The sequence below is a fragment of the Nitrosopumilus sp. Nsub genome, assembly GCF_001541925.1.
GTDB lineage: Archaea > Thermoproteota > Nitrososphaeria > Nitrososphaerales > Nitrosopumilaceae > Nitrosopumilus.
In genome coordinates, this window is the sequence record NZ_LQMW01000017.1 from 1 (window position 1) to 23,182 (window position 23,182).

Annotated in this window: 30 protein-coding genes and 1 tRNA gene; 19 read left to right on the top strand and 12 right to left on the bottom strand. The window is 31.0% G+C overall.

The features are described 5' to 3' along the window. Both AW732_RS03150 and AW732_RS03155 read right to left on the bottom strand, forming a co-directional pair. Positions 1-1,451: hypothetical protein (locus AW732_RS03150; RefSeq protein WP_156416060.1), on the bottom strand; the 1,451-nt coding region annotated here is incomplete at its 3' end. Between the two features lie 478 nt (positions 1,452-1,929). Then, positions 1,930-2,562, bottom strand: a complete 633-nt coding sequence (locus AW732_RS03155) for a pyridoxamine 5'-phosphate oxidase family protein (protein WP_067958412.1) — start codon at positions 2,560-2,562, stop codon at positions 1,930-1,932. Positions 2,563-2,648: 86 nt separating this feature from the next. Between AW732_RS03155 and AW732_RS03160 the strand changes: the two genes are divergently transcribed. Further along, on the top strand, positions 2,649-2,873 hold the full coding sequence (locus tag AW732_RS03160) for a hypothetical protein (RefSeq protein ID WP_067959021.1): 225 nt from the start codon (positions 2,649-2,651) through the stop codon (positions 2,871-2,873). 207 nt (positions 2,874-3,080) lie between these two features. Beyond that, positions 3,081-3,500 carry a hypothetical protein gene (locus AW732_RS03165; protein ID WP_067958415.1) on the top strand — a complete coding sequence of 140 codons (420 nt, stop codon included), beginning with the start codon at positions 3,081-3,083 and terminating at the stop codon, positions 3,498-3,500. Here the strand turns inward: AW732_RS03165 and AW732_RS03170 are convergent. The 3 genes from AW732_RS03170 to AW732_RS03180 form a co-directional block, all read right to left on the bottom strand. Next, positions 3,497-3,724: a hypothetical protein gene (locus AW732_RS03170; protein ID WP_067958418.1), complete on the bottom strand. Its 228-nt coding sequence runs from the start codon at positions 3,722-3,724 to the stop codon at positions 3,497-3,499. The two genes, AW732_RS03165 and AW732_RS03170, sit on opposite strands and share 4 nt — an antisense overlap. A 49-nt stretch (positions 3,725-3,773) precedes the next feature. Beyond that, a complete protein-coding gene (locus tag AW732_RS03175) occupies positions 3,774-4,889 on the bottom strand; it encodes an LLM class flavin-dependent oxidoreductase (protein WP_067958421.1) in 1,116 nt (371 codons plus the stop codon). Between the two features lie 82 nt (positions 4,890-4,971). Beyond that, on the bottom strand, positions 4,972-5,916 hold the full coding sequence (locus AW732_RS03180; RefSeq protein WP_067958424.1) for an iron-containing alcohol dehydrogenase: 945 nt from the start codon (positions 5,914-5,916) through the stop codon (positions 4,972-4,974). 50 nt (positions 5,917-5,966) lie between these two features. Between AW732_RS03180 and AW732_RS03185 the strand changes: the two genes are divergently transcribed. Then, the gene (locus AW732_RS03185) at positions 5,967-7,244 is read left to right on the top strand and encodes a DUF4147 domain-containing protein (RefSeq protein WP_067958427.1); all 1,278 of its coding nucleotides are present in this window, start codon (positions 5,967-5,969) and stop codon (positions 7,242-7,244) included. Between the two features lie 4 nt (positions 7,245-7,248). Here AW732_RS03185 and AW732_RS03190 read toward each other — a convergent pair whose 3' ends face one another. Both AW732_RS03190 and AW732_RS03195 read right to left on the bottom strand, forming a co-directional pair. Further along, positions 7,249-7,548: a hypothetical protein gene (locus AW732_RS03190; protein WP_067958429.1), complete on the bottom strand. Its 300-nt coding sequence runs from the start codon at positions 7,546-7,548 to the stop codon at positions 7,249-7,251. Positions 7,549-7,605: 57 nt separating this feature from the next. Further along, positions 7,606-8,046 (bottom strand): Lrp/AsnC family transcriptional regulator, encoded by a 441-nt coding sequence (locus AW732_RS03195; protein ID WP_067958432.1) that lies wholly within the window; start codon positions 8,044-8,046, stop codon positions 7,606-7,608. A 159-nt stretch (positions 8,047-8,205) separates the two neighbouring features. On the opposite strand from AW732_RS03195, the gene AW732_RS03200 reads away from it, so the two are divergent. The 3 genes from AW732_RS03200 to AW732_RS03205 all read left to right on the top strand — a co-directional run bounded on the left by AW732_RS03200 (position 8,206) and on the right by AW732_RS03205 (position 9,845). Continuing rightward, a complete protein-coding gene (locus tag AW732_RS03200) occupies positions 8,206-8,445 on the top strand; it encodes an Lrp/AsnC ligand binding domain-containing protein (protein WP_067958434.1) in 240 nt (79 codons plus the stop codon). Positions 8,446-9,458: 1,013 nt separating this feature from the next. Then, positions 9,459-9,608 (top strand): hypothetical protein, encoded by a 150-nt coding sequence (locus tag AW732_RS08535; RefSeq protein WP_156416061.1) that lies wholly within the window; start codon positions 9,459-9,461, stop codon positions 9,606-9,608. After that, positions 9,609-9,845 (top strand): hypothetical protein, encoded by a 237-nt coding sequence (locus tag AW732_RS03205; protein ID WP_067958437.1) that lies wholly within the window; start codon positions 9,609-9,611, stop codon positions 9,843-9,845. Here AW732_RS03205 and AW732_RS03210 read toward each other — a convergent pair. Then, the gene (locus AW732_RS03210) at positions 9,838-10,800 is read right to left on the bottom strand and encodes an exonuclease (protein ID WP_067958440.1); all 963 of its coding nucleotides are present in this window, start codon (positions 10,798-10,800) and stop codon (positions 9,838-9,840) included. The genes AW732_RS03205 and AW732_RS03210 overlap by 8 nt on opposite strands. 76 nt (positions 10,801-10,876) lie before the next feature. Here AW732_RS03210 and purN point away from each other — a divergent pair, with 76 nt between their 5' ends. Further along, complete coding sequence (purN, locus tag AW732_RS03215) at positions 10,877-11,494, top strand: phosphoribosylglycinamide formyltransferase (RefSeq protein ID WP_067958443.1); 618 nt, start codon at positions 10,877-10,879, stop codon at positions 11,492-11,494. On the opposite strand, the gene AW732_RS03220 is transcribed toward purN, so the two are convergent. Beyond that, positions 11,491-11,811, bottom strand: coding sequence for a cupin domain-containing protein (locus tag AW732_RS03220; RefSeq protein WP_067958445.1), 321 nt, complete (start codon positions 11,809-11,811; stop codon positions 11,491-11,493). The genes purN and AW732_RS03220 overlap by 4 nt on opposite strands. Positions 11,812-11,813: 2 nt before the next feature. After that, complete coding sequence (locus AW732_RS03225; protein ID WP_067959023.1) at positions 11,814-12,098, bottom strand: antibiotic biosynthesis monooxygenase; 285 nt, start codon at positions 12,096-12,098, stop codon at positions 11,814-11,816. A 91-nt stretch (positions 12,099-12,189) separates the two neighbouring features. On the opposite strand from AW732_RS03225, the gene AW732_RS03230 reads away from it, so the two are divergent. Both AW732_RS03230 and AW732_RS03235 read left to right on the top strand, forming a co-directional pair. Then, positions 12,190-13,056: a bifunctional 5,10-methylenetetrahydrofolate dehydrogenase/5,10-methenyltetrahydrofolate cyclohydrolase gene (locus tag AW732_RS03230; RefSeq protein ID WP_067959026.1), complete on the top strand. Its 867-nt coding sequence runs from the start codon at positions 12,190-12,192 to the stop codon at positions 13,054-13,056. Beyond that, positions 13,043-13,603: a 5-formyltetrahydrofolate cyclo-ligase gene (locus tag AW732_RS03235; RefSeq protein WP_067959029.1), complete on the top strand. Its 561-nt coding sequence runs from the start codon at positions 13,043-13,045 to the stop codon at positions 13,601-13,603. The genes AW732_RS03230 and AW732_RS03235 overlap by 14 nt, the downstream gene beginning before the upstream one ends. On the opposite strand, the gene purD is transcribed toward AW732_RS03235, so the two are convergent. Next, complete coding sequence (gene purD / locus AW732_RS03240) at positions 13,594-14,856, bottom strand: phosphoribosylamine--glycine ligase (RefSeq protein ID WP_067958448.1); 1,263 nt, start codon at positions 14,854-14,856, stop codon at positions 13,594-13,596. The two genes, AW732_RS03235 and purD, sit on opposite strands and share 10 nt — an antisense overlap. 86 nt (positions 14,857-14,942) lie before the next feature. Here purD and ileS point away from each other — a divergent pair, with 86 nt between their 5' ends. The 7 genes from ileS to AW732_RS03270 all read left to right on the top strand — a co-directional run bounded on the left by ileS (position 14,943) and on the right by AW732_RS03270 (position 21,465). Continuing rightward, a complete protein-coding gene (ileS, locus tag AW732_RS03245; RefSeq protein WP_067958453.1) occupies positions 14,943-18,140 on the top strand; it encodes an isoleucine--tRNA ligase in 3,198 nt (1,065 codons plus the stop codon). 103 nt (positions 18,141-18,243) lie between these two features. Next, positions 18,244-18,429, top strand: a complete 186-nt coding sequence (locus AW732_RS08885) for a hypothetical protein (protein WP_253805549.1) — start codon at positions 18,244-18,246, stop codon at positions 18,427-18,429. A 13-nt stretch (positions 18,430-18,442) separates the two neighbouring features. Further along, entirely contained in the window at positions 18,443-18,766 is a 324-nt protein-coding gene (locus AW732_RS08890) for a ferritin-like domain-containing protein (protein ID WP_253805550.1), read from the top strand. A gap of 109 nt (positions 18,767-18,875) precedes the next feature. Next, positions 18,876-19,205, top strand: a complete 330-nt coding sequence (locus tag AW732_RS03255; protein WP_067958455.1) for a hypothetical protein — start codon at positions 18,876-18,878, stop codon at positions 19,203-19,205. A 41-nt stretch (positions 19,206-19,246) separates the two neighbouring features. After that, positions 19,247-20,353, top strand: coding sequence for an ATP-grasp domain-containing protein (locus tag AW732_RS03260; RefSeq protein ID WP_067958457.1), 1,107 nt, complete (start codon positions 19,247-19,249; stop codon positions 20,351-20,353). Further along, positions 20,350-21,261, top strand: a complete 912-nt coding sequence (locus AW732_RS03265; protein WP_067958459.1) for a CoA-binding protein — start codon at positions 20,350-20,352, stop codon at positions 21,259-21,261. The genes AW732_RS03260 and AW732_RS03265 overlap by 4 nt, the downstream gene beginning before the upstream one ends. Positions 21,262-21,297: 36 nt before the next feature. Continuing rightward, entirely contained in the window at positions 21,298-21,465 is a 168-nt protein-coding gene (locus tag AW732_RS03270) for a 50S ribosomal protein L40e (protein ID WP_067958461.1), read from the top strand. Between the two features lie 2 nt (positions 21,466-21,467). Here AW732_RS03270 and AW732_RS03275 read toward each other — a convergent pair whose 3' ends face one another. Next, on the bottom strand, positions 21,468-21,731 hold the full coding sequence (locus tag AW732_RS03275; RefSeq protein ID WP_253805551.1) for a hypothetical protein: 264 nt from the start codon (positions 21,729-21,731) through the stop codon (positions 21,468-21,470). 79 nt (positions 21,732-21,810) lie between these two features. Here AW732_RS03275 and AW732_RS03280 point away from each other — a divergent pair. The 3 genes from AW732_RS03280 (at position 21,811) to AW732_RS03290 (ending at position 23,137) form a co-directional block, all read left to right on the top strand. Beyond that, positions 21,811-21,904, top strand: a tRNA-Val gene (locus AW732_RS03280). An 80-nt stretch (positions 21,905-21,984) separates the two neighbouring features. Further along, positions 21,985-22,650, top strand: coding sequence for a PD-(D/E)XK nuclease family protein (locus AW732_RS03285; protein ID WP_067958464.1), 666 nt, complete (start codon positions 21,985-21,987; stop codon positions 22,648-22,650). Positions 22,651-22,714: 64 nt separating this feature from the next. Continuing rightward, positions 22,715-23,137 carry a hypothetical protein gene (locus AW732_RS03290; RefSeq protein WP_067958467.1) on the top strand — a complete coding sequence of 141 codons (423 nt, stop codon included), beginning with the start codon at positions 22,715-22,717 and terminating at the stop codon, positions 23,135-23,137. The last annotated feature ends 45 nt before the right edge of the window (positions 23,138-23,182 follow it).

Genomic DNA, 23,182 nt, shown 5'->3' on the forward strand with positions numbered 1-23,182 from the left:
TGTTCCAATTCTAAAATTTCCAAGGATTCATTTAGAATCACAGATGAGTTATTGTCAACTGTTTGGGAATTGTTGTATTTGTGGTTTATCACAAAAAATTCAACAACATCTTGAATAACATCATCAAACAACAGTGATACAACATAGGTACCAGACTCCCATGAATCATCAAGTATTACTGGTACAAAATAGTCACCACTTGCAGATGTTCGTAGATGAGATTCTAGAATTTCTCCAGAAGGAGTTGCAATATCAACATCTAAAACATTGTCATAAGAAAAATTTGGAATATTTCCAGTTAAAGTAATTTCTTTTGATTCATATTGTGAAATTTCTATTTCTAATTTAGTAGAAAAATTTACAACTTGATCAGAAAAAATCATTTCCAAATTCATGACTTCATCATTTGAGGAAAAAATTAACGATTCATCAAAAGTGAATGTTTTTGTATCCACAATGTCTTGTTTAACAAATGCATTAATTTCATATTCGGTATTCTCCCAAGACATATCTTTTTCATAATCATATAGCAAAATGTTATCATAAAAATTCCCATCAGATATTGGCAAATCAGACTCATAAATGATAGAATCATTCGTATTTATGATTAGTTTAATTTCTGAATCATTGGTTCGGACATCTCCATTAATTTTTAAAATTACATGTTGATCAAATTTTTCAAAACTTAGATCAAAGGAACCCTCTGATTCTTCAGCATACATGTGAGTTTCAGATAAACTAGATAAAACAACGTCATTTTCAATAATAAACGATGTAGAAAATTGCTGGTCCAAGTAATTTACGATAATTTGATATTCTCCAGGCATCCAAAATTTGTCAATTCCAATTATAGGAATTTCAAAATAATCAGTATGGCTATGATAAATTTTTCCAATATCTTCAATAGTGCCATCTGGATGATATAGTGAAAATTTTATTTCGTTACCAAATTGAGAACTAGCTAGATTTCCAGAGATCCAAATTGTTTCATCAGAATTGTTTTCTAAAACTAATTTATCGAAATCTAATTCAATAAAAGATTCAAGAGTCTCTGACATATTTGGATGAGTTTTTATTTCCTTAACAACAACATTGTCTCTGATAATTGTAAAAGATTTTGAATCTAAAATTTCATTTTCATACTTTAAATTTACAACATATTCACCGTGAGACCAATTTTTATCCAATCCAATTATAGAAAAAATAGAATTTTTGTTTGGAAATACTTTTACAGTTTGAAAAACTACATTATCAATCATGATTTCCAGTTTAGGGTAATAGACATAGTCAAAAATCTCCCCAGTTACTGAAAAATTTACCACACTTCCATCACCATATAACACAAATTCATTTTTTTCAAGAAAAATTTCTCCAGATGTTGCAAAAACACTTGGAACCATAACTCCAATCATGGCAACTGCCACTAGTGCAATAAGAAATACAGGTGTCAATAATAATAATATGATCATTGAGTGATTTATCGTTTGTGTTGTGATTGTTACATTTGAGAATTACAAATTATTTTCTGATTTTAAAAAACGAGCATTACATTGTCATATGTGATAGGGCGGAATGAGTTTTTTTCATTCTAAAAAAGACCAATTCTAGGTGTGAAATATTTAACTAAAGTATTTGTTGAGTTTCTAACATGGTTGCCAAGTCTCATGTATTGCATCATAGTGCTGAGATAGAATAACTCAGTGCCGAGATTTTGGCGTTGACTGATTTCTCAGCAACCATAGTAGTATGAGGAAATTAATAAAATTTGGAGATCATTCCCCAAAATAGGTCTGCCATAGTTTACGTATTGGTACTAGAATTGGTTCCTACTTACCATTGCAACACTAAATCACAAAATAATTACAACTCCACAACTAGAATTGGTTTTAATTCAAAACTAAAATTCAAAATCACAGCATCTCAGAGATATTACCACTGAGGCTCATCAGTCATTTGTAATTGCCCATCAATTACTTCAAATCCCATTATCTTTAGTGTGGTTTGTGCAGTTGGAGAATTCTTTTTTAGAATCTTTTTTGCCAAAATCATTCTATCATTGCGATTCATGTGCTGACCAATCTTGTATTTGCCATGTAGTGATGTAGGTGTCACCTTTATTACAGATACAGCATCCAATACACGCATATCAGATTTAAGCGGGTCATAGAATCCCTCAGGTTGGTATTTCCCCATTAATCCATTAAGTGCTAGTGTTTTTTCTTCTCTATCTGAAATAAAAGAAGCAACTCCCTTAATTACAACACTGATGTATAACGTATCAGCCAAAGCTGCGTTGTGAGGGTCCTCAAAGTATGAAGGCAGAAATTCCAATTCCCTATCTGCTTCAAACCCAACTTTATCATTATTAGAGATGTTATCTAATTTTTCACCTTTCACATGTGAATGCATATACACAGCATCATTTAGAAAAACAAAATTCATAGGAATGATTTGTGGAAAGCCATTTACATCAATACTAGAAATTCTACCAACATGTTCATCGTTAAGAAATTCTTTAATTTTTTCATATGATTTTATTTCAAGTGCACCAACGAGTTGCATGGATTAATTTTTTTAAAATTATATTATAAATGAAGATCAAATTCTATGAAAAAATACCTAAAATACAAGAAAGATTCAGAATTCTCATGGATGACCCATATCTAAATGAGTTGAGAGGAGAATTCAACAGTTATTCAAATCAATTAAAAAAATTAAAAAAGAAACTCCTTAAAACAAATTCAATAGAAGAACAAGAAAAAATTATCAAACAAATTGATTCTACTGCAAAAAAAATGGAAAACAATCAAAAACAATCTGTTAAAGTGACTAAATCAAGATTAAAAGAAAGAAAGAAAAAATCAAAAAGATAGAATTATTGAGAATCCATGTCTTCGGATAATTCCTTAATTTGTAATATCTTGCACCCAAATTCAGAGCATTCAGTCTTCATTTCTTTACTCATATTATATCATTACAAAAATAACCAAAAATGCACAACATTCTAAAAATTGACTTTATTGATTCAAACTTTTCATTAATGTAAATTGCTAAATTTAACACTAAATTGATTAAAATCAATGGAGTACAATGAAGAAACTGAAGAGGCCACAAATCAAGTAATCAACCTTTTAGAAGAATGGGGCTCACAATCCAAATTCATATGGTTTAGAGAATTACACAGAATTACAGATATCGATAAAGGGTTACTTCGAAACATTCTCAATGAGTTAAAAAAATCCAGAGAAATTAAAGAGATGCACGGTACCAATAACAGAATATTTTTTTGTCTTAGAAGGTATTATATCAAATGTAGAGACGTAGAATTCAGATTCAAAGGAAAAGAAATTATGTTAAGGGATGGAAGCAAAACGAAAATTATTCAAGGCTCAACAAATTCCACTGAAAGAACAAGAAAAAGATTGCTTAAACAAGCAACTAAAAGAAAATCAAAACAATCTGCAAAAAAGAAAAATCAACACAATTCTCGAAATCGCTAAAAGTCTTCAGATTGCCGCATCATAAATTTTGATTCAGCACGTTTAATTTTTTCAGATTCTGCAACATCTTCAGTCATATCAAATAGATGATGTAATTTCATGTCAGGAACCAATTCATCATTTTTTTCGTCATTCAAATCTATTTCAATATCAGATAAGATTTCTAAATTTTCATCTAAAATGTCAAGACATTTTTTTACAGTATCAGGTAAATCATCAGTCATTATAATACGTAAAAATTAACATTACAAATTATGTTATAATAGTTTAGAATTAACCGAATTTTTGCTTGTTTTTCTCTCGCAATACAGGCATTACATGACTTGCAAATTTATCAATTGAGCCAAAGTAATTCTTTCCCCAGAATCTAATTACAAAGTGATTAACACCAGCATCCATGAATCTCTCGAAAACTGGAATCATGTCTTCAGGAGTACCAACTGCAGTAGATGAACGTGCAATAGGATCTGGTATTTTGGTTGCAGCCTCTCTCATTTTGACAATCCAACTTTGGTCAGACATTGAATATTCTGTAAAGTATTTGACGAAATCAAATCCTTCAATTTCTTTTAATCCATGGACTCGTAAAATTTCAGGTTTAAACAAACTAACTTTAACAGCTTCTTTCATTTTTGCCCAAGAGGCTTCTGCATCATCAGAGAAATAGACATCAATGTCTAATGCCATTTGGAAATTATCCTTATCTTCTTGGGTTCTATTATTAGCATCCATTGAGACTTCAATTTGCTTTCTATGGTCTTCAAATAATTCAGGAGTATAACCAATTGGTAACCAACCGTCACCGAGTTTACCAGTTAATGCAAGTGTACGTTTACCACCTGATGCCATGTAAGTAGGTGGATGTGGCTTTCTAATTGGAGGTGCTTGTAAACATGCACCTTCAAGTTGATAGTATTTTCCAGCATAATCTACAGTATTATCAGGAGTAGAATGGTATAGTGTTTTAATAACTTCAATTTGTTCAGCCCATTTTGAGACTGGTTTTTCAAATGGAATACAAAATTCTTTTAGGTTTTGTGCCTCACCAGCACCAATGCCCAAAATTGCTCTACCTTTAGAGATTCTATCTAAGGTAATTGCAGCTAGTGCGATGTTTGACGGATGTCTTCTGATTGCATCAGTGACACAAGTTCCCAACTCAACATTGTTTGTAACTGCAGCAATAGCAGATAACATTACCCAAGGATCTAAAACAGTTGCATTTTTCCATTGTGGGACATTTGTATGGTCCATATAGAAAATTGAATCATATCCAGTTTTATCAGCAAGCATGCATGCAGTAAGGATCTGGTCTTCTGTGTATCCTGCTCTGGCTACATTTAGTCCATTTTGAATACCAAATTTGAGTTGTTTTGATGCCAAGTACATTTACAAAATCATATAACAATAAAAAGTTTGGCGAAGCTGCCAATTTCGTAGTTGTGTAAATAAAAGAAAAAAAGGTAAAAAATTAGAGATTGCCTGCTTTGATATCTTCAAGACATTTAACGACATCATCTTTTGATATTGGTATTGGATTTGGATCCAAGTGTCCTTTATCAGTCATGACGGTGTCAGCAGCTTCAGAAACATCAGTTTTGAGTTCTAATTTATCAAAACCAAGTTTGTCCATTGCTTCTTTGAATCTATCATAGAAGATTGATTTGTTATGTTTGTGTGCAACTGTAGTACAAGATGATAAGGAATAACCATGAGGTACACCTTCATTTGAGAAAACATAAGACAAAGCATGTCCCAATGTTGTTGAACAATTTCCGAATCCCATTCCAGATAACATTGATCCATATGGATAATTTTCTGGTTTGTCATTCATGATTGCATCATAAAGAATCTCAAATGCTTGTTTACAAAGAGTTCTAGTCAAGTCATTACCAAGTTTACTATCGTATCCTTCAGTAGCTTGAGCACATGCATCACAGACAGAATTTTTGATAACTTGTTCTGGAGTTCCATCCATAAAGTAGGAATCAACTACAGCCATGTCAGCTAAGAATCTGTCTTCACGTAACAATTTCTTTTTTCCATCAAATTTGAGAACACAATAAGTTGTCATTTCAGCTCCAGTTCCAAATGTTGTTGGAATTAGAATTTTCTCTTTATTCATTTCAGGTGCAGCATATTTTACTACATCCATAGAACTTCCACCACCCAGTCCGATTAAAACTGAAGGGTTTTTGTCTTTGAATTGAGAGATGACAGTATTGACATCATCAATTGATGGTTCAGGTTTTACTTGATCATACAACATATAATCCTGAATTCCCATTCTTGCCAACCATTTGTCAGACAATGCTGGCGGAACGGTTGTTACAACCAGGGCATTTTTTGGATATTCTGTTTCACCAAGTGCGTTTTCTCCAAAATTAATAACTTTTGGAATGCGTACTGTATGCATAAAAAAACACCATTGGTTTGTTTATTATATCTTACAGTAATGTAGATCATATGATTATTCAGAACTTTGAAGAATTAGCAATTACAGAAAAGAAAAAGGATTGTTTAGAAATTTTAGAATCGGGTCTTCAAGCAGCAAATCCTCACAACATATTACCAAACTATGTTACACCAAAAGAAATCAGATTAAATGGAAAAATCATAGATATTTCAAAATATTCAAACATTTACACAGTAGCATTTGGAAAAGCAGGAGATTCTATGACCAGAGCAATTAATTCAATAATTTCCATTAAAAGCGGCATCATAGTAATTCCAAAAGGTTCAAAAGCAAAAATCAAAGGTAAAAAATTTCAGATTTTTAATTCAAGTCACCCAAAACCAGATAAAACTAGTGTAAAAGCAGCAAAAGAAGTTATAAAATTTGTAGAAAATAAAAAAAATAATGAATTAATCATTTTTCTTGTCTCTGGAGGAGGGTCATCATTACTGGCAATGCCAGATGAAATTACATTAAATGATAAAGTCCATGTTACAGATGTATTGCTAAAATCAGGTGCGACAATTCAAGAGTTTAATTGTATTAGAAAACATCTTTCAAAAATTAAAGGTGGAAAATTATTACAAAATATGAAATGTGATGGAATAAGCTTGATTATGTCTGATGTTGAAGATGATGATTTATCATCAATTGCTTCAGGAACAACATACATGGATAATACAACTTATCAAGATGCAATGGACATCATAGAAAAATATAGATTGAAAAGAAAAATTCCCATCGAAGTTTTACAAGTATTAGGAAATGGCCTGCATGATCAAAAACCAGAAACTCCAAAAAAATCAAAAATTGAAAATTTTGTTATTGCAAATAACAATAATTGTTTAGAGTCAATGGAAAAAATAGCAAAATCAAAAGGATACAAAGTTACAAAAATCCAAAATTATGGAGACATCAAAACAGTGGTTAAAAAAATCTTAGAAAATATTTCTGAAGAACAAAAAACTTGTTTAATTTTTGGGGGAGAACCAACTGTAAAAGTATTAGGAAAAGGACAAGGAGGCAGAAACCAAGAATTAGTTTTAAGAATATTAAAAAATACACAAAAATTGAAAAAAATCACCATTGCGTCTATGGGAACTGATGGGATAGATGGAAATTCTAATTTTGCAGGGGCAATAATTGAAAACATCAAAATGGATTTGAATGTCATGAAAGAATTTTTAAAAAATAGTGATTCAGCAAGGTTTTTTCAAAAACAAAAAGGCAATATCAAAACAGGGTATACGCACACAAATTTAATGGACATAGGCATAATTTTGAAATAAATTTTCAACGCTGTCTTTCATAAAATTCCACAGGATGATCAAATTGACGATTGTAATCGACTTCTATCCAAAATTTTTCTTCATCGATTTCTTTGCCTTCAGAAATCCAGACATTTAGAATTTTTTGCATGAACATTTGAGTAGTGTTGTCAATTTGAGGTCTAACTCCAGTTTCATTTTCTATTCGATCTCGTTCTTGTTTGAATTTAGTCAGTAATTTTTTGAGATGTTTTCCATTGATATTTGCGGCTTTGTTTCTTTTAGCAATTTCTAAATCTTTTTTAAAATTGGATAAAAAACCCATATCTAAACTAGAATAGTTTTTTTAAAAAGATTTTCATAAAACAGTTTTTTTAAAAAATCATTCGATTAACCGATTATCTTCTTTAATTGTATTTAATACAAGATGGGTTAATGTATTTTCAACATTAGATATTGCAGATATTTTTTTGATGAAATCACTTAAAAATTCACGAGTTTTGAATTTTGCAATAATTATCATATCAGCATCTCCAGTAATATCATAAACTGCAATTACACTGTCATTTTTTGCAATTTCATTTTCAATATCTAACATTTTACCTTTGTTAGTTTTAATTTCAATTATTGCAGTAATATCAAATCCAAGTAATTCATGATTTAGGCGAACTGAATATCCTTTGATGATTTTTTCTTCTTCTAGTTTTTTTATCCTAGAAAGAATGGTTACAGTTGATACACCCAATCTATGAGATAATTGTCGTGCAGATTGTCTACCATCCACAGAGAGATGTTTCAAAATTTCAATGTCTTTATCATCCATATTAGATAATACATACAACAAACAAATATTTAACAATATGGTATGAATTTAAAAGAATTTCATTAAAAATTAAAAATTTGTCACTAAAATTAAATTAAAAATGATAATTAGTTAAATAGGTTAAAATGAATATCGTATTATGTTTGGAGTTGTAATTTAATGTCTACAGCATATGTTCTCATAAATTGTGATTTGGGTTCAGAAGAATTTGTTATTTCAGAGCTTAAGTCAATTGAGGGAGTAACTGAAGTTCATGGAACGTTTGGTGCATATGACATTCTTGCAAAAGTACAAGCAGAATTAGTTGAAAAATTAAGAGAAACAATCACATGGAAAATTAGAAAAATTGCCAAAATCAGATCAACATTAACACTAATGGGTATTGAAGGACAAGAATAATCAAACATTAGGAAATAATTATTAAATATAAATTCAAAAAAACAAATATTTTTTTATTATTTTACAATGATATCAAACAAAAATTAGGAAAAGCCATAAGATACTTTAAGTTTGATAATAGCCATATTTGACTATGAGCTATTGTGTAGAGTGCTTTGAAACTGCAGATGTCTGTTTCTGTGAATTGGAAAAAGTGATTCTTAGCGAATACGTAGACGGAATGAGAGAGTGTTCTGAACTGAAATGTTATTGTAAGAAACACATTCCCAAAAGGTGATTTTTTGGAGATCATTTCAAAATTCACCAATTGTTTAATTTGCGATACATCATTTGAAGAATGTATTTGTAAATGTAATTTTTGTAATGAAAGAGATTCTTGTGAATGTGTATTATTTGATTCCATGACAGGAGGATAAAGTTCAAAATAAGAATGTAAAAAGATCAGCCTTTTATTTTATTATTACATAGTATGTGATTAAGCCAACACAGTACCCATTGTCACAAATTCCCCATCGTGTTACTGGGGTAAGCCTACCTGCTACATTACGTAAAGGGTGTGATTAGTTGGCTTAGTTTTCCGTTGTTAAAAATTTAAAAAAAGAATGAATGAATTTTCATTTTTATCTAGAAATAATTTTAATATAATTTATGAGTAGTAAGTAGTTGAAAACTTCAGATAGGTAATAAGAATTGAATAAGATATTCACATTAATCAATTCTAATTATCTATCTAATGACGGTTCAAAATCATATTTTGTTTAAAATCAATTTTAAATATTTGTGAATAATTTTTTAATTATTTGAATAAAAATTAAGAAAAGAGATAGGACTAGTTAAATGTCATTTTGACAAATTATGGTTGGTAATGTCTACCAATCCATTGTTTGTTAGGACACTCTGATGGTGAAGGACAATACAACAAGGGAAACGTGGGAATATAGAAATTGAAAGAAAAACTGCGTTTTCCAATTCTTTATCACCATTTTTTTAAAATTTTGTAAAAAATTAAACAGATGTTAAGAAAAAAACAAGAGAATTTGAAATATCATAATCATGCACAATATGTAATGATGTTCCAAATTCAAGAATCATGTAAAAAGCGAAAATGTGGTTGTAAAGACCATGAAAACCAAAAAACTAGGCGTGGAAATATGAGAAAATAATTGTTAGAAAAACAATTTGATCCAAATTTTGTGTATAATGGGATTGTTCATTTTTACATGGATAAAAAAGGATATTCAAAGAAAAAGGCCAATGAAATAGCTCAAGCAATTGTCAAAAGAGAAATTCAAAGAAGAGTTTGTAAAAATGAATCATGTAAACATTTCTCTTATGACCACATTAGAAATGAGGAAGTTTGTCTAGTAGCAGATTGTAGATGCAGGGAATTCACTAAGTAAAATCATCTAAAGAATTTCTTACAAGTGGTTGAGCATTGATTCCCAACTTATTCAAATGTGCTGCAAATTCATCAACAAAACCATGAATAGTGTAAACTTGTTCTGCACCAGATTCAATCACCATATCTACAAGTTCATTAAAATCACAATGATCACTCATAGTAACTGAATAATCAGCACGTCGACCAAAAGAAAATTTTTTGGATTGTGCCCAACCACTGAAACCAATAGTTACTGCACCATATTTTGATTTCATTTCTTGGAGAAATTTATTTTTTGATGACAAAACAGGCGTAATCATTACCCAAGGCTTTTTTTCTAACAGACCATTTTTTTGAGCTTCAGAATGACCAAGGCAATCCTTTAAAGAGATTCCAAATTTTTGATGTAAAGTATTCATTTCTTTAATTGAGTCATGAACATAGAGAGGGTCCCAATTACCAAACATTTGTGTTAGAGTTTGAGATTTTCCAAGCTGATAGCCCATCAAAATTACAGGGATTCCCTTGGCATAAAGATCACCAATTAATTGATTTACCTGATTTTGAATTTCACCCATTTGAGGAAATGAAAATTCAGGCAATCCAAAAGTACATTCTGTAATCAGGGTCTTACATTTAGGAATCTTTGCAGCTTTTAGAAACCCCCTCTCACGAGTACAGATATCTCCAGTATAGAAAATATCATCAAACAACAATCCCTTAGAACCTAACACGTGTCCACTATCAATTAAAGAAAATCCATCAAGGGATTCAACGTGATTTTTCATGGTAAACCCACGGAGTCCAGAAATCTCATTTGTCTCAATTGAAGACAAAATGGTACCGCCATTTTTTGATGGCAAATGATCAGAATGAGCATGAGAAACAAAATTGATTCCATCCAAATCAGTTTTTTTGGGATCCAGGTAAACTGTTGCATTTTCAGTCTCACACAGAATCCCATTTTTTGTCATCCTGACTTTGCTAGGCAATAAAAGAAAAAATATTTGGATTTGATATAAATTGCAGGTTTGATCCATCATTGACTAGTTGCTAAATCTCGGAATTCTAATCTCAGGGCGTGGAAGCAATATGGAATCCATTTTAAAATCAATCAAAACAAAAAAAATTCCAATTAACCCAGCAGTTGTCATTTCAAACAAATCAGATGCAAAGGGTTTGTCAATTGCAAAAAAAATGGGAATAAGTGTGGAAGTAATTGAAAGTAAAAATTTCAAAGGAAGCAGAGCAGAATACGATAAAGAAATCATGAAAATGTTATCAAATTATAGAGTAACTCCAAGAAACGGACTAGTATGTCTAGCAGGATTTATGAGAATAATTAGTCCAGAATTTGTGAAAAAATATAAAAATAAAATTATCAATATACACCCAGCACTATTACCAGCATTTCCAGGATTAAATTCACAAAAACAGGCATTAGATTATGGTGCAAAGTATACAGGATGTACAGTTCATTTCGTCGATGCAGGAATGGATACAGGTCCAGTGATAATTCAGTCAGTTGTAGAAATTAAAGAAAAAGATACGGAGAAATCATTATCGAAAAAAATTCTAAAAGAAGAACACAGAATATATCCAGAAGCAGTAAATCTAATTGCTAGAAAAAAAATTAAAGTTTTAGGAAGAAAAACTCACATTTCTTAAGAATCAGGACCGCCAAAAAAATACAAAACTTTGAGTTCTCTTGAATTAGAATGAAAATGATGAGGAATTCCTTTTCCGACAAAAAATAATTTATCTTTTAAAACAGGATAGTCTTTATTTTTGATTCTCAAGAATCCATTACCTGAAATTACATAATACACTTCATCACTTGAATGTGGTGCTTGAGTGTCTTCTTCTCCAGATTGTAAAACTAAAAGACCTACAGCAAGACTATCTCGATTAATAAAAGTATGAAAATAAGAAGTGCTTTTTTCAATCTTCTTTAGATAAGAAGATAAATCAAAATCTAGTTTCAATTTTATTCAGCAGCTACTGTGTAGGTTTTTCTTTGAGGTGGTTCACTCATAAAAGCATGTCCAGCAGGATGAATTTTTTCATGTTCAGGACTATTATGCATTTTAATGAAAGTTTCTTTACTTTCATGTTCCACAATTATCCTATAACTTCCATCATTAGATTTTAGAAACTTTCTTGATACAAATCCAGGAAAACCTGACAATACCTTGTTTGATTCTGAAAACCAACTTTTGAAATCATCTTCTGCACCGTCTTTGAGTTGAACGTCTGCGATCATTACAAACATGTTAAAAATTAGAAAATAGCCATTTAATTTCTTTTCTAAGATTTTCACAAAATATTCCAAGAATTAAATATCAACAAATTGTAAAATGGTCATGACTGGAACCAAGATTGATGGAAAAATTATTGCTCAAACAGTTAAAGACAGAGTCAAAAAATCAACAGATGAATTAAAAAAAGATGGCATCAATCCTTGTTTAGCCACAGTTTTAGTCGGAAATAATGCAGCTTCTGCCACATATGTAAAAAATAAACATAAAGCATGTGACGAAGTAGGGATAATCACCAAAGATCACAAATTAGAGGAGAATACCACTCAACAGCAACTTAACAGCATTATTGATGAATTAAATCAAAATTCTTCAGTTCATGGAATTTTGGTTCAATTACCACTTCCGCAACATTTGAACGAATTTGAAACAACCTCACGAATTTCACCATTAAAAGATGTAGACGGCCTTACACCACATAATGCAGGATTATTAGCAATGAAAAAAGCAGTACTTGTTGCATGTACTCCATCAGGAGTTATGGAAATGTTTGATTATCACAATATTGAATTAGAAGGAAAAAACATAGTTTTGATTAACAGAAGCAACCTAGTTGGAAAACCACTATATCATTTGTTGTTAGAAAAAAATGCAACCGTAATCACATGTCATTCTAGAACAAAAGATATTGAAAAATTTTGTCAAGAAGCTGACATAATTATCACGGCAGTAGGAGATAGAACAAAATTCATTCTTACTCCAGAAATGATAAAAGAAGAATCAATTGTTATAGATGTGGCAATTTCAAGATTTGAAAATAAATTAGTCGGAGATTGTGATTATGAAAGAATTATTGAAAAGGCATCATTTGCCACTCCAGTTCCAGGAGGAGTAGGTCCAATGACAGTTGCAATGTTATTAAAAAACACAATTACTGCGGCATCACTTGGAACTCAAATTGGAAGACAATAATAAAAAATCTCTAAGAGAACTTCTTTTAGAAAGAAGAGACAACACATCTTTTGATTTATTAAAAATTGCAAGTAAAAAAATGCAGAAAAGAATTAACAAAGTATATGCATTCAAAGATGCTGAAAAAATAGGGCTCTATTATCCAATTGGAAGTGAGATTCTTACTCAAGACATAATTCAAGAATTGATCAGCAAAGGAAAAGAAGTGTTTTTGCCAAAAGTAATAGGAGAAAACATGGAGTTTAGAAAAATCGAAGATTTTGGGAGCCTAGAAATGGGCAAATTTGACATCATGGAACCTAAAGATGATTGTCCAGTGAATAATGAGTTAGATGTCATAGTAGTTCCAACAGTAGGAATTTCACCATCAGGGGTAAGATTAGGATACGGTCATGGATTTTATGATAAATTTTTAGAAAATAAAAACACCATAACAATTTCTCTAGTTTTAGAAAAACAGATCATCAAAAATATTCCAAAATCAGAACACGACATAAACATGGATTGGATAATTACTGAAGATAGAATGTTTCAAACTCAAAAATAAGATAAACCTTTTTTTCCAATATCAGTTCGACAAAATTTGTTAGACCAAGTAATTTTTTCAATTTCAGAATATGCATTACTAATTGCAGAATCCAAAGAATCACCTAATGAAGTGACTCCAAGAACACGTCCACCATTAGAAAAAATTTTTCCATCAGATTTTTTTGTTCCAGCATGAAAAACATTAGTACCATTAGAAATAGAATCGAATCCAGTTATTTCATCATTTTTTGGATAAGAGCCAGGATATCCATCAGAGGCTAAAACTACACATACAGCATATTGATCTTTCCAAGAAAGTAACGGCATTGAAGATAATTTTCCATCAACACTTGCAATAAAATAATCATACAAATCAAAATCCATTCTCATCGTAATTGGTTGACATTCAGGGTCACCCATCCTAACATTATATTCTAAAACATATGGTGTGTTATCTTTTATCATTATTCCCGCATACAAAAATCCCTTAAAAGAAATTCCTTCATTTTTCATTGCTTGGATTGTTTTTTCAATAACGTCTTTTTGAATGGTTTTTGCCAAAGCATCAGTTACTATAGGAGTTGGAGAATAAGCACCCATTCCGCCAGTGTTGGGACCTTTATCATCATCAAATACTCGTTTATGATCTTGACTAGATGCCATTGGAAGTGCCACATTTCCATCAGATAGAGCAATGTATGAGGCTTCAATTCCATCAATTCTTTCCTCAACAATTATTTTATTTCCAGCATCACCAAATGTCTTTTTTACCAAAATTGTTTCAATAGCAGAAATAGCATCATCAACATTATTACAAACAATAACACCTTTTCCAGCAGCTAGCCCATCAGCTTTTACTACAACATTGAAATCAACGGATTTCACATATTCGATGGCCTTTTGAGCATTATCAAATATTTCAAATTGGGCAGTAGGAATATTATTTCTCTTCATAAAATTTTTTGCCCAAATTTTACTGGATTCAAGTTGGGCAGCTGCTTGAGAAGGACCAAAAACTTTGAGATTCAATTGATTGAATTTATCTACAATTCCAGAAGCAAGAGGATCTTCAGGACCAACTACAGTAAAACAATTATTTTTTTGTGCAAATTCAGCTAAACCATCTAAATCATCAACATCTATTGGAACATTATTCTTAGTACCGCCATTTCCAGGAGCAGTGTAAACTGTTTCAACTTGATTACTTTGAGATAATTTCCAAGATAATGCATGTTCTCGACCACCAGAACCAACTACAAGTACATTTACCAATAAAAAATATCGATTACCCAATAATATAATCCAATTCTCAGGAAATCTGTTTATCTTTATAATGCCACAAACATATCAAAATCCAGATGGAATTAGATTCAAAATTTGATGCAAAGGCAATAGAATCAAAAATTAAAGAATATACAAAATCCATAGATGTTGAAAAACTAATTTTTGCTTCTGAGAAACCTGAAAAAATCAGATTCATTGAAGGACCACCTACAATGAACGGGATTCCGCATGCTGGCCATCTCAGAGGCAGAGTAATCAAAGATTTATGGTATAGATTTAACACATTACAAGGTAAAAAAATCGAATTCAATGGTGGCTGGGATACTCAAGGACTTCCTGTGGAATTACAAGTTGAAAAAGAATTAGGAGTTACAGGCGGTAAAACTGAGGCAATCAAAAAATTTGGAGTTGAAAAAATTGTTTCTGAATGTAAAAAAGTTGTAGAAAAATTCAACAAAACATGGGTTGAAGTTGATGATTCACTTGGAATGTCGTTTAATCATGAAAAAGCATATTGGACATTTAAAGACGAATTCATTGAAAGAGAATGGCAAGTTCTCAAAAATGCACATGAAAATAATATTTTGGAAGAAGACTTTACAGTAATTGCATATTGTCCAAGTTGTCAGACATCATTAAGTCATGCAGAAGTAAATCAAGGATATGAAGAAGTGAAGGATCCATCACTTTACTATAAAGTGAAATTAGTGAATGAAGATGTATTTTTGATAGTGTGGACTACAATGCCATTTACATTAGTTACAGATGCAATGGTGGGATTGAATCCTGATGAAGATTATGTTTATGTCAAAGTTGAAAATGAAACATGGGTAGTTGGAAAAACAAGATTAGAAGAATTCATGTTAGAAGTTAAAATTGAAAAGTATGAAATTCAAAAAACAATCAAAGGATCTGAGTTTGAAGGAAAAAAATACATTCATCCATTATTAGATTTAATCCCAGAATTAAATGAATGTTCAAAATTAGACAATTACCATATTGCAGTATCAGAGTCATTTGTAGATGCTAGTACGGGTAGTGGATTAGTGCACTTATCACCAGCAAACGGTGAAGAAGACATTAAAATTGCTAACAAACGAAAAGTGAAAATTTTTAGTCCAATTAATGATGAGGTAAAATTCACATCTCAAGCAGGAAAATATGAAGGAATGTTCGTCAGAGATGCAGATAGACCAATAGTTGAAGACCTAAAAGAATGCAATGCATTAGTGAGAATTGGAAAAATTAAACACAAATATCCACTTTGCTGGAGATCGCATCATCCAATTGTTTGGCTAGCAAGAAAAGGATGGTTTTACAAATTAGATAGGCTAGATAACAAAGCAATTGATGCAGCAAAAAGTGTAGAATACTTTTTTGAACAACCAAAAAACAGATTTTTAGGAATCATTAAGGAAAAACACCCATGGTGTATTTCACGAGAAAGAATATGGGGATGCCCATTACCTGTTTGGAGTTGTGAAGATTGTGGTGAAAAAAATTGGTTTTTTTCTAGAAAAGAAATTGTAGAATCAGCAGACAAATTACCAGACGGACCAAATTTTGAGTTACATAGACCTTGGATTGATAACATAACAATCAAATGTAAAAAATGTAATAGTGTAAAAACAAAAAGAGAAGAATATGTTTTAGATACATGGCATAACAGTGGTTCTGCACCATTTTCATCACTAACAAATGAAGAATATCAAAATGAAATTCCAGCACCATTTTTTACAGAAGGAATTGATCAAACAAGAGGATGGGCATACACATTACTAATTGAAAACGTAATTCTAAACAACAGTGCATCTCCACCATACAAATCATTTTTGTTCCAAGGGCATGTTCTTGATGAAAAAGGTGGAAAAATGAGTAAGAGTAAAGGCAATGTGTTAGAAGGAGCAGAACTCTTAGAAAAATATCCAGTAGATTTGATAAGATTTTACTTTATGTGGAAAGCAAGTCCAATTGAACCACTTAGTTTCAGTACAGATGAATTAATGTCCAGACCATATCAGGTTATCAATACATTATTCAACCTACATCTTTACTTTAAACAAAATAGTCAATATGATAATTTTGATAATTCAAATTCAATTGAATGGGCAAAAAATAATGGCACTTTAACATCTCCAGATATTTGGTTATTATCTAAACTTCAAAAATTAATTCAAAAAATTACAGAAAAAAATGAAACGTGTAAATTTCACGAAGGAGCAAAAGCAATAGATGACTTTATCATCAACAACCTTAGTCAAATTTACATTCCAATTACCAGAGGAGAATTATGGGATGAATCTGAAGAGAAAAAAGACAGACGTCTAGCAATTTATGCAGTATTACATGAAGTTCTCAAAATATTAGATATTTTGATACATCCATTTTGTCCATTTACAAGTGAATATCTCTACCAAACAGTGTTTGAAGGTAAACAAAGCATCCTATTGGATAAATGGCCAGAGTATCAAGAGTCATTAGTTAATGAAGAAATTGAAGAATCATTTGACATAATGAAAGACATAGTATCAATTTCATCAGCAGCCAGAATGAAAGGGAAGTTAAAAAGAAGATGGCCATTAAGTGAAGCACAAATTTGTGTTATGAAAAATCAAAAATCAAAATTAGAGACATTGTCAGATTTATTAAAATCGCAATTAAATGTAGAAAAATTCAACATAATAGAAATTGAAAAAGCAGAAGGCCTAGAACAATTTTTAAAATTAAAAGAACTAGGATTACCAATAAAACCCACAATAGAATTAGAAAGAAAAAGGATTGGTCCTAAAGCTAAACAACACATGGGAAAATTAGTAAACAAATTTTCTGAAACAAATGCAGATGAAATTATTTCATCATTACAAAAAGAGAACAAATATGATTTTAAAATAGAAGAAGAAATAATTTCTTTAGATAAAGAAGATTTTGTTGTAGATTTTGATGCAAATGAAAATTTTGCAGTTGCAAATAGAGATGAATTTACAGTATTCATTTCAACATCCAGAAATAAAGAAATGATGGCAAAAGGATTGGTAAAAGATGTTGCCAGAAGATTACAAACTCTCAGAAAAGAACGAGGATACAACCCAACAGATGTTTTAGAGGTAGCATCAATTTTAGAATTAGATGAAGAATCATTAGAAATGATTAAAGAAAAAAGCGAAGAATTAGCATTTTTAGTCAGAGTGAAAAAAGTAAATTTTGAAGAAACTTGTAAAAAATACAAACAAGATGATATTGACGGTCAAAAAATCAAAATCTCTGTTGAATGAGAGTTAATCAATATTTTTATGTGAACCATGCTTCCACAAAAAAATATCTGATTCAAAACCAAATGTTGTTGAAATTAACATTTTAAAACAAAACGGCTTGGATGTGGATGAATTAGTAAAGGAATTAATCAAAAATGCTGCCGTAGAATTTACAGTATACTATTACTTTACCAATCTCAGAGCACATTGTACAGGCATGGAAGGAGAAGGCCTGAAAGGAATTATTGAAGATATAAGATTGGAAGATCTTAGTCAATTGAATCATGTATCGAAAGAATTTACCAATTAGGGGGGTCTACCAAATGATGTCAACTGAATTCATCAAGATTTCAGGTTGTGAATTTTTACAACTTCCACCAAATCCAACAGATCATAAAGCAATTCTAGAAAAATTCCTCAAAGCAGAACAAAGTGCAATAGTCAATTGGGATAAAATTTGCAAAATGACATTAGGTAAAGATCCTACCACATACGATATTGTAAAAGACATTCTTGCTGAAGAAATCGAACATGAATCATGGTTTTTAGAATTAATCTATGGAAGACCATCAGTACACATGAGAAGAAAATATGCAGGTGAAAGACATCATACAAAAAAGCATTCTAGAGTATGGGATATAACATAATTGCCAAATCATTTTCTTTCTTTATTGAAAATTTGTGATTTCATTGAAGACAAATAGTTAAGATGATTTGTTTTATCACGGTTATATAGAAAAATCACATAATACAATCATGGTAAAACAGATTAGTCTTGATGCTTGGCAAATTCAACAATTATCAGATTTATTGAAAAAGGGATCAGATATTGTTGCAAAAACAAACAAACCAATCATTTTGTACAGACAAACTCTTGATGAGGAGGATGAATCTTATGAAGAAATTGTATGTAGTCTTACCAAAGGATTTGTTATTGAACAAATGGTCACCTCAGGAGGAATTCTTGTTCCAAGCTTTCATCAACAATTTGTTTTCAGAATTGAAGAATATCCACAAGAATTGTTAAGAAAAAGCAAAGATCGCTTTTTAGAAATGATTGATTTTCTTCAAGAGCAATTAAAATAGCCTCATAAGTATATAAAGACCGTAAAATCCATCACTCTTGCATGCAACTTTTAGAATTTCAAGCAAAAGAGCTTTTCAGAGAATATGGAATCAATTTGTTAAACAGCATCTCATCAACAAATATTGAAGAAGGTAGAAAACATGCTAAAGAATTAGGATATCCATTTGTAATTAAAATTCAAGTCCCCGTTGGAGGCAGAGGTAAAGCAGGAGGAATTCAAAAATGTCAAAATGATGATGAATTTGAATTAAAATATCCACAAGTAATGGATTTAGAAATTAAAGGAGAAAAAGCCAGAGCAATCCTCTTAGAAAAAATGGCAGATATTAAAAAAGAATTGTACCTATCCATTTTCCTAAATCGTTCAAAAAGATGCTATACAATCATCGCATCAGCTGAAGGCGGAGTAGAAATTGAATCAGTTAAAAATCAAATAATTAAAGAAATAGGATTAGGAGAAGTTTCGGATGAAGTTGCAAATGAAGTTGCAAATGAAATGGGACTAGAAGGAAGTATTGCAGAGGGAGTGGCAGACACATTAAAAAAATTATCAAAATTAACAATTGAAAAAGAAGCTGAATTAGTAGAAATTAATCCACTTGCAATAATGCAAGATGATTCAGTAACAGCACTTGATGGTAAATTTGTTACAGATGACAATGCAAATTTCAGACATGATGAATTACAAAAATATCAAGAAAAATCAGAAATTGAAGAACAAGCAGAAAAAAGTGGATTTTCATTAGTAGAGTTAGATGGAGATATTGCAGTTGTAGGAAATGGAGCAGGACTTGTAATGTCAACACTAGATATGTTATCAGATAATGGTGGAAAACCAGCATGTTTCTTAGATGTTGGTGGTGGTGCAACTACAGAATCAGTTTATGAAGCATTAACTTTGATTAGTAAATTAGACAGAGTCAAAGGAATTTTAGTTAATTTGTATGGAGGAATTGTAAAAACTACAGTAGTAGCAGAAGCATTTCTAAAAGCATATGAAAATAATTTGATTGACTTACCAGTATTTTCAAGATTAAAGGGAACAGAATCAGAAAAAGCAAAAGAAATGCTAGAGGGTTCTAGAACAAATATTTTTGATTCAGTTGAAGAAGCAATTAATGCAGCAGTTATGGGAGTAAAAAAATGACAGATATTTTTGGATTATTGAAAGGAAAGCCTGAAGATTCAGATTATGAAAATAAAGGAGTAATAGTTCAAGGAATTACAGGAGCATATGGTTCACTACATGCAAAACAAATGATTGCATATGGAACCAATGTAGTTGCAGGAGTAACTCCAGGCAAAGGTGGACAAAAATTTGAAGAGAAAGTTCCAGTATACAATACAATGCAAGAGGCAGTAGATGCAACAAATGCAAAAATTTCAATTGTCTTTGTTCCAGCAAAATTCTTCTTGCAAGCAGCAAAAGATGCATTAAATTCAGGAATTAAGTTACTTGTAGCAATTCCAGAACACGTTCCAGTAAGAGACACAATGGAAGCATTAGAATTAGCAAAACAAAAAGATGCAGTAATCATTGGACCAAACACACCAGGATTAATGATTCCAGAATTAATCAAAATAGGAATTATGCCACCAATGCCATTCAAAGCAGGTAAAATTGCAGTGTTATCAAAAAGCGGAACATTACTTTATGAAATTTCTGATGCATTAACTAATGCAGGATTTGGACAATCAATTACAATTGGAATTGGCGGAGATCCAGTAAACGGTACCAGACTAATTGATGCATTTGACATGGTCAAAGACATACCAGATTTGGAAGGATTGGTAATAGTAGGAGAAATTGGAGGAGATTCAGAAGAAATGTTAGCACAAAAAATTATTGATTCAGGATTTAACAAACCATCTGTTGCATATATTGCAGGCAGAGCAGCTCCAAAAGAAAAGAGAATGGGCCATGCAGGTGCAATTGTAATGGGAACTTATGGTTCAGCAGAATCCAAAGTTTCAATGTTTAACAAAGCAAATATTCCAGTAGCAAAAAGACCAGCAGAAGTACCAGTCTTACTAGCAGGAAAAATGGAAAAATAGATTAGAATAAAAGGAAGAGATTGAGGAGAGAATTAAATGCCAATTACAGACCCTGAAAAGAAACGAATTGCACAACAAGCACGATTAGTAATGAGAATTTGCTTCAAATGTGGATGCAGAAATGATGTAGGGGCAACAAGATGTAGGAAGTGTAGAAATCCATACTTGAGATTAAAGAATAGAAATCTCGGGGTTAAGAAATAGAATTAAGATAACATCAATCTTTCACGATATTCTCGAATTGCATATTTTAAAGCAGATTCATTATTTTTTACAAATGATTTTGCTTCATTTGGATCATCAATTTCTTCAAAGGATAATTGTAGATCATCAGGCAACTCCTCATTCATTTGAAATAATATTTTGACAGATGTTGTGAATTGACCTAAGTTATTTGCAGAATCTAGAGCCAAAGTCATTCTATCAATTAAAGTATCAAATTCTTTTAAAGTTATAAAAAATATTTTCATTTTTCATACAAAAAGGTTAGGTAATTACGAAATATCAACAATGTAAAGATAGAAAACCATGTATGTTGGTAAATTATTTGGACTGGTCGTCTAGTTTGGTTTGGATGACGCACTCACACTGCGTAAGGAAGAAATTCCCGCAAAGGTCGTGGGTTCAAATCCCATCCGGTCCATTAATTAAAATTAATTTTTGGAAAATTTCTAAAAAAGTAAATTCAAAATAACTATATGTCATAATTTAATATTTAAAAAAATGTCATTTTATAATCACATTCCAATAAATTTCAAACAAGCAAAATTAATTGAAAGAGATGATGGGCATTATTATCAAACACCGTCAGGCGAAATATATCCATCAATTACAACAATTCTACATCAAACAATGTCTGCAAGAAAAAAAGAAGGTTTAGAAAATTGGAAAGAACAAGAAATTGCAGCAGATTACATCACACAAGAAGCAGCAATTATAGGCACAGAAACTCACAAATTAATTGAAAATCACATTAACGAAGTAAAACAAACAGATGAAGTAAGATTACTATCAGTAGCACATTTTAACAATCTGATTCCATTTTTACAAAAAATAAATGATGTCCATGGAACTGAATTAAGATTATACAGTAACAAAATGAAACTTGCAGGAACGTCAGACTGTATTGCAAATTATGATGGAGAATTATCAATAATTGATTACAAAACAAAAAGAAGCAATCAAAAAGAAGAATGGATGACAGATCATTTTATTCAAGGTACAGCATATTCACAGATGTTTAAAGAATTAACAGGAATTGAAATTAAACAAGTTGTAATTTTGGTAAGTAGTGAAAAAAATTCAAGAATGGAATTTGTGAAAAAAACTGAAAATTACAAAGATTTGTTGACGCAACGTCTCAATCAATATTATGATGTTTTAGAATAACAAGAGAATCTAGTAGAAATTAATAATAAATTATTTAAACAACTTTGAAATTACATTCATCATAATGAATAAAAAAATTAGCTTACTTGCAATGACATCAATAATTGTAATGTTAGGAATAATGATGGTTCCCAATACAGTATCTGCCGAAACAAATCAGATCAACGTTACACCAATTAATGAAAAAGTAAGTCTAGAAACTACAATTACAACACTTACAGTTCCTGAAAATAACACATTACCTTGGGGTACAGTTTATGGAGCAGCATCGGATGTAGTTGAAAGGTATCCAGTAATTATCCAATTCTACAAAGGAAACGAACCAGTACATATTGCACAAATTGACACAAAAGGAGATGGCTCATACGAGTATAAATTCAGAGTTAGAAACCTAGACCAACAAACGGGACAATTTACAGACATATTTCAAGGAGAATATACTGTAAAAATATTCAAAGTCATTCCAAACACCAATCCCCTAGTTTGAAAATAAATTCTATAGAATCATATACTAAGCATTTATCAGAACAGA

Bases quoted from the DNA above. Each gene is read 5' to 3' on its own strand.
- AW732_RS03155 (WP_067958412.1), bottom strand. From the start codon at position 2,562: ATGCAACTCGTTGGTGCACTTGAAATAAAATCATATGAAAAAATTAAA.
- AW732_RS03160 (WP_067959021.1), top strand. From the start codon at position 2,649: ATGGATGACCCATATCTAAATGAGTTGAGAGGAGAATTCAACAGTTAT.
- AW732_RS03165 (WP_067958415.1), top strand. From the start codon at position 3,081: ATGGAGTACAATGAAGAAACTGAAGAGGCCACAAATCAAGTAATCAAC.
- AW732_RS03170 (WP_067958418.1), bottom strand. From the start codon at position 3,724: ATGACTGATGATTTACCTGATACTGTAAAAAAATGTCTTGACATTTTA.
- AW732_RS03175 (WP_067958421.1), bottom strand. From the start codon at position 4,889: ATGTACTTGGCATCAAAACAACTCAAATTTGGTATTCAAAATGGACTA.
- AW732_RS03180 (WP_067958424.1), bottom strand. From the start codon at position 5,916: ATGCATACAGTACGCATTCCAAAAGTTATTAATTTTGGAGAAAACGCA.
- AW732_RS03185 (WP_067958427.1), top strand. From the start codon at position 5,967: ATGATTATTCAGAACTTTGAAGAATTAGCAATTACAGAAAAGAAAAAG.
- AW732_RS03190 (WP_067958429.1), bottom strand. From the start codon at position 7,548: ATGGGTTTTTTATCCAATTTTAAAAAAGATTTAGAAATTGCTAAAAGA.
- AW732_RS03195 (WP_067958432.1), bottom strand. From the start codon at position 8,046: ATGGATGATAAAGACATTGAAATTTTGAAACATCTCTCTGTGGATGGT.
- AW732_RS03200 (WP_067958434.1), top strand. From the start codon at position 8,206: ATGTCTACAGCATATGTTCTCATAAATTGTGATTTGGGTTCAGAAGAA.
- AW732_RS08535 (WP_156416061.1), top strand. From the start codon at position 9,459: ATGTTAAGAAAAAAACAAGAGAATTTGAAATATCATAATCATGCACAA.
- AW732_RS03210 (WP_067958440.1), bottom strand. From the start codon at position 10,800: ATGACAAAAAATGGGATTCTGTGTGAGACTGAAAATGCAACAGTTTAC.
- AW732_RS03225 (WP_067959023.1), bottom strand. From the start codon at position 12,098: ATGTTTGTAATGATCGCAGACGTTCAACTCAAAGACGGTGCAGAAGAT.
- AW732_RS03230 (WP_067959026.1), top strand. From the start codon at position 12,190: ATGACTGGAACCAAGATTGATGGAAAAATTATTGCTCAAACAGTTAAA.
- ileS (WP_067958453.1), top strand. From the start codon at position 14,943: ATGGAATTAGATTCAAAATTTGATGCAAAGGCAATAGAATCAAAAATT.
- AW732_RS08890 (WP_253805550.1), top strand. From the start codon at position 18,443: ATGATGTCAACTGAATTCATCAAGATTTCAGGTTGTGAATTTTTACAA.
- AW732_RS03255 (WP_067958455.1), top strand. From the start codon at position 18,876: ATGGTAAAACAGATTAGTCTTGATGCTTGGCAAATTCAACAATTATCA.
- AW732_RS03260 (WP_067958457.1), top strand. From the start codon at position 19,247: ATGCAACTTTTAGAATTTCAAGCAAAAGAGCTTTTCAGAGAATATGGA.
- AW732_RS03265 (WP_067958459.1), top strand. From the start codon at position 20,350: ATGACAGATATTTTTGGATTATTGAAAGGAAAGCCTGAAGATTCAGAT.
- AW732_RS03270 (WP_067958461.1), top strand. From the start codon at position 21,298: ATGCCAATTACAGACCCTGAAAAGAAACGAATTGCACAACAAGCACGA.
- AW732_RS03275 (WP_253805551.1), bottom strand. From the start codon at position 21,731: ATGAAAATATTTTTTATAACTTTAAAAGAATTTGATACTTTAATTGAT.
- AW732_RS03285 (WP_067958464.1), top strand. From the start codon at position 21,985: ATGTCATTTTATAATCACATTCCAATAAATTTCAAACAAGCAAAATTA.
- AW732_RS03290 (WP_067958467.1), top strand. From the start codon at position 22,715: ATGAATAAAAAAATTAGCTTACTTGCAATGACATCAATAATTGTAATG.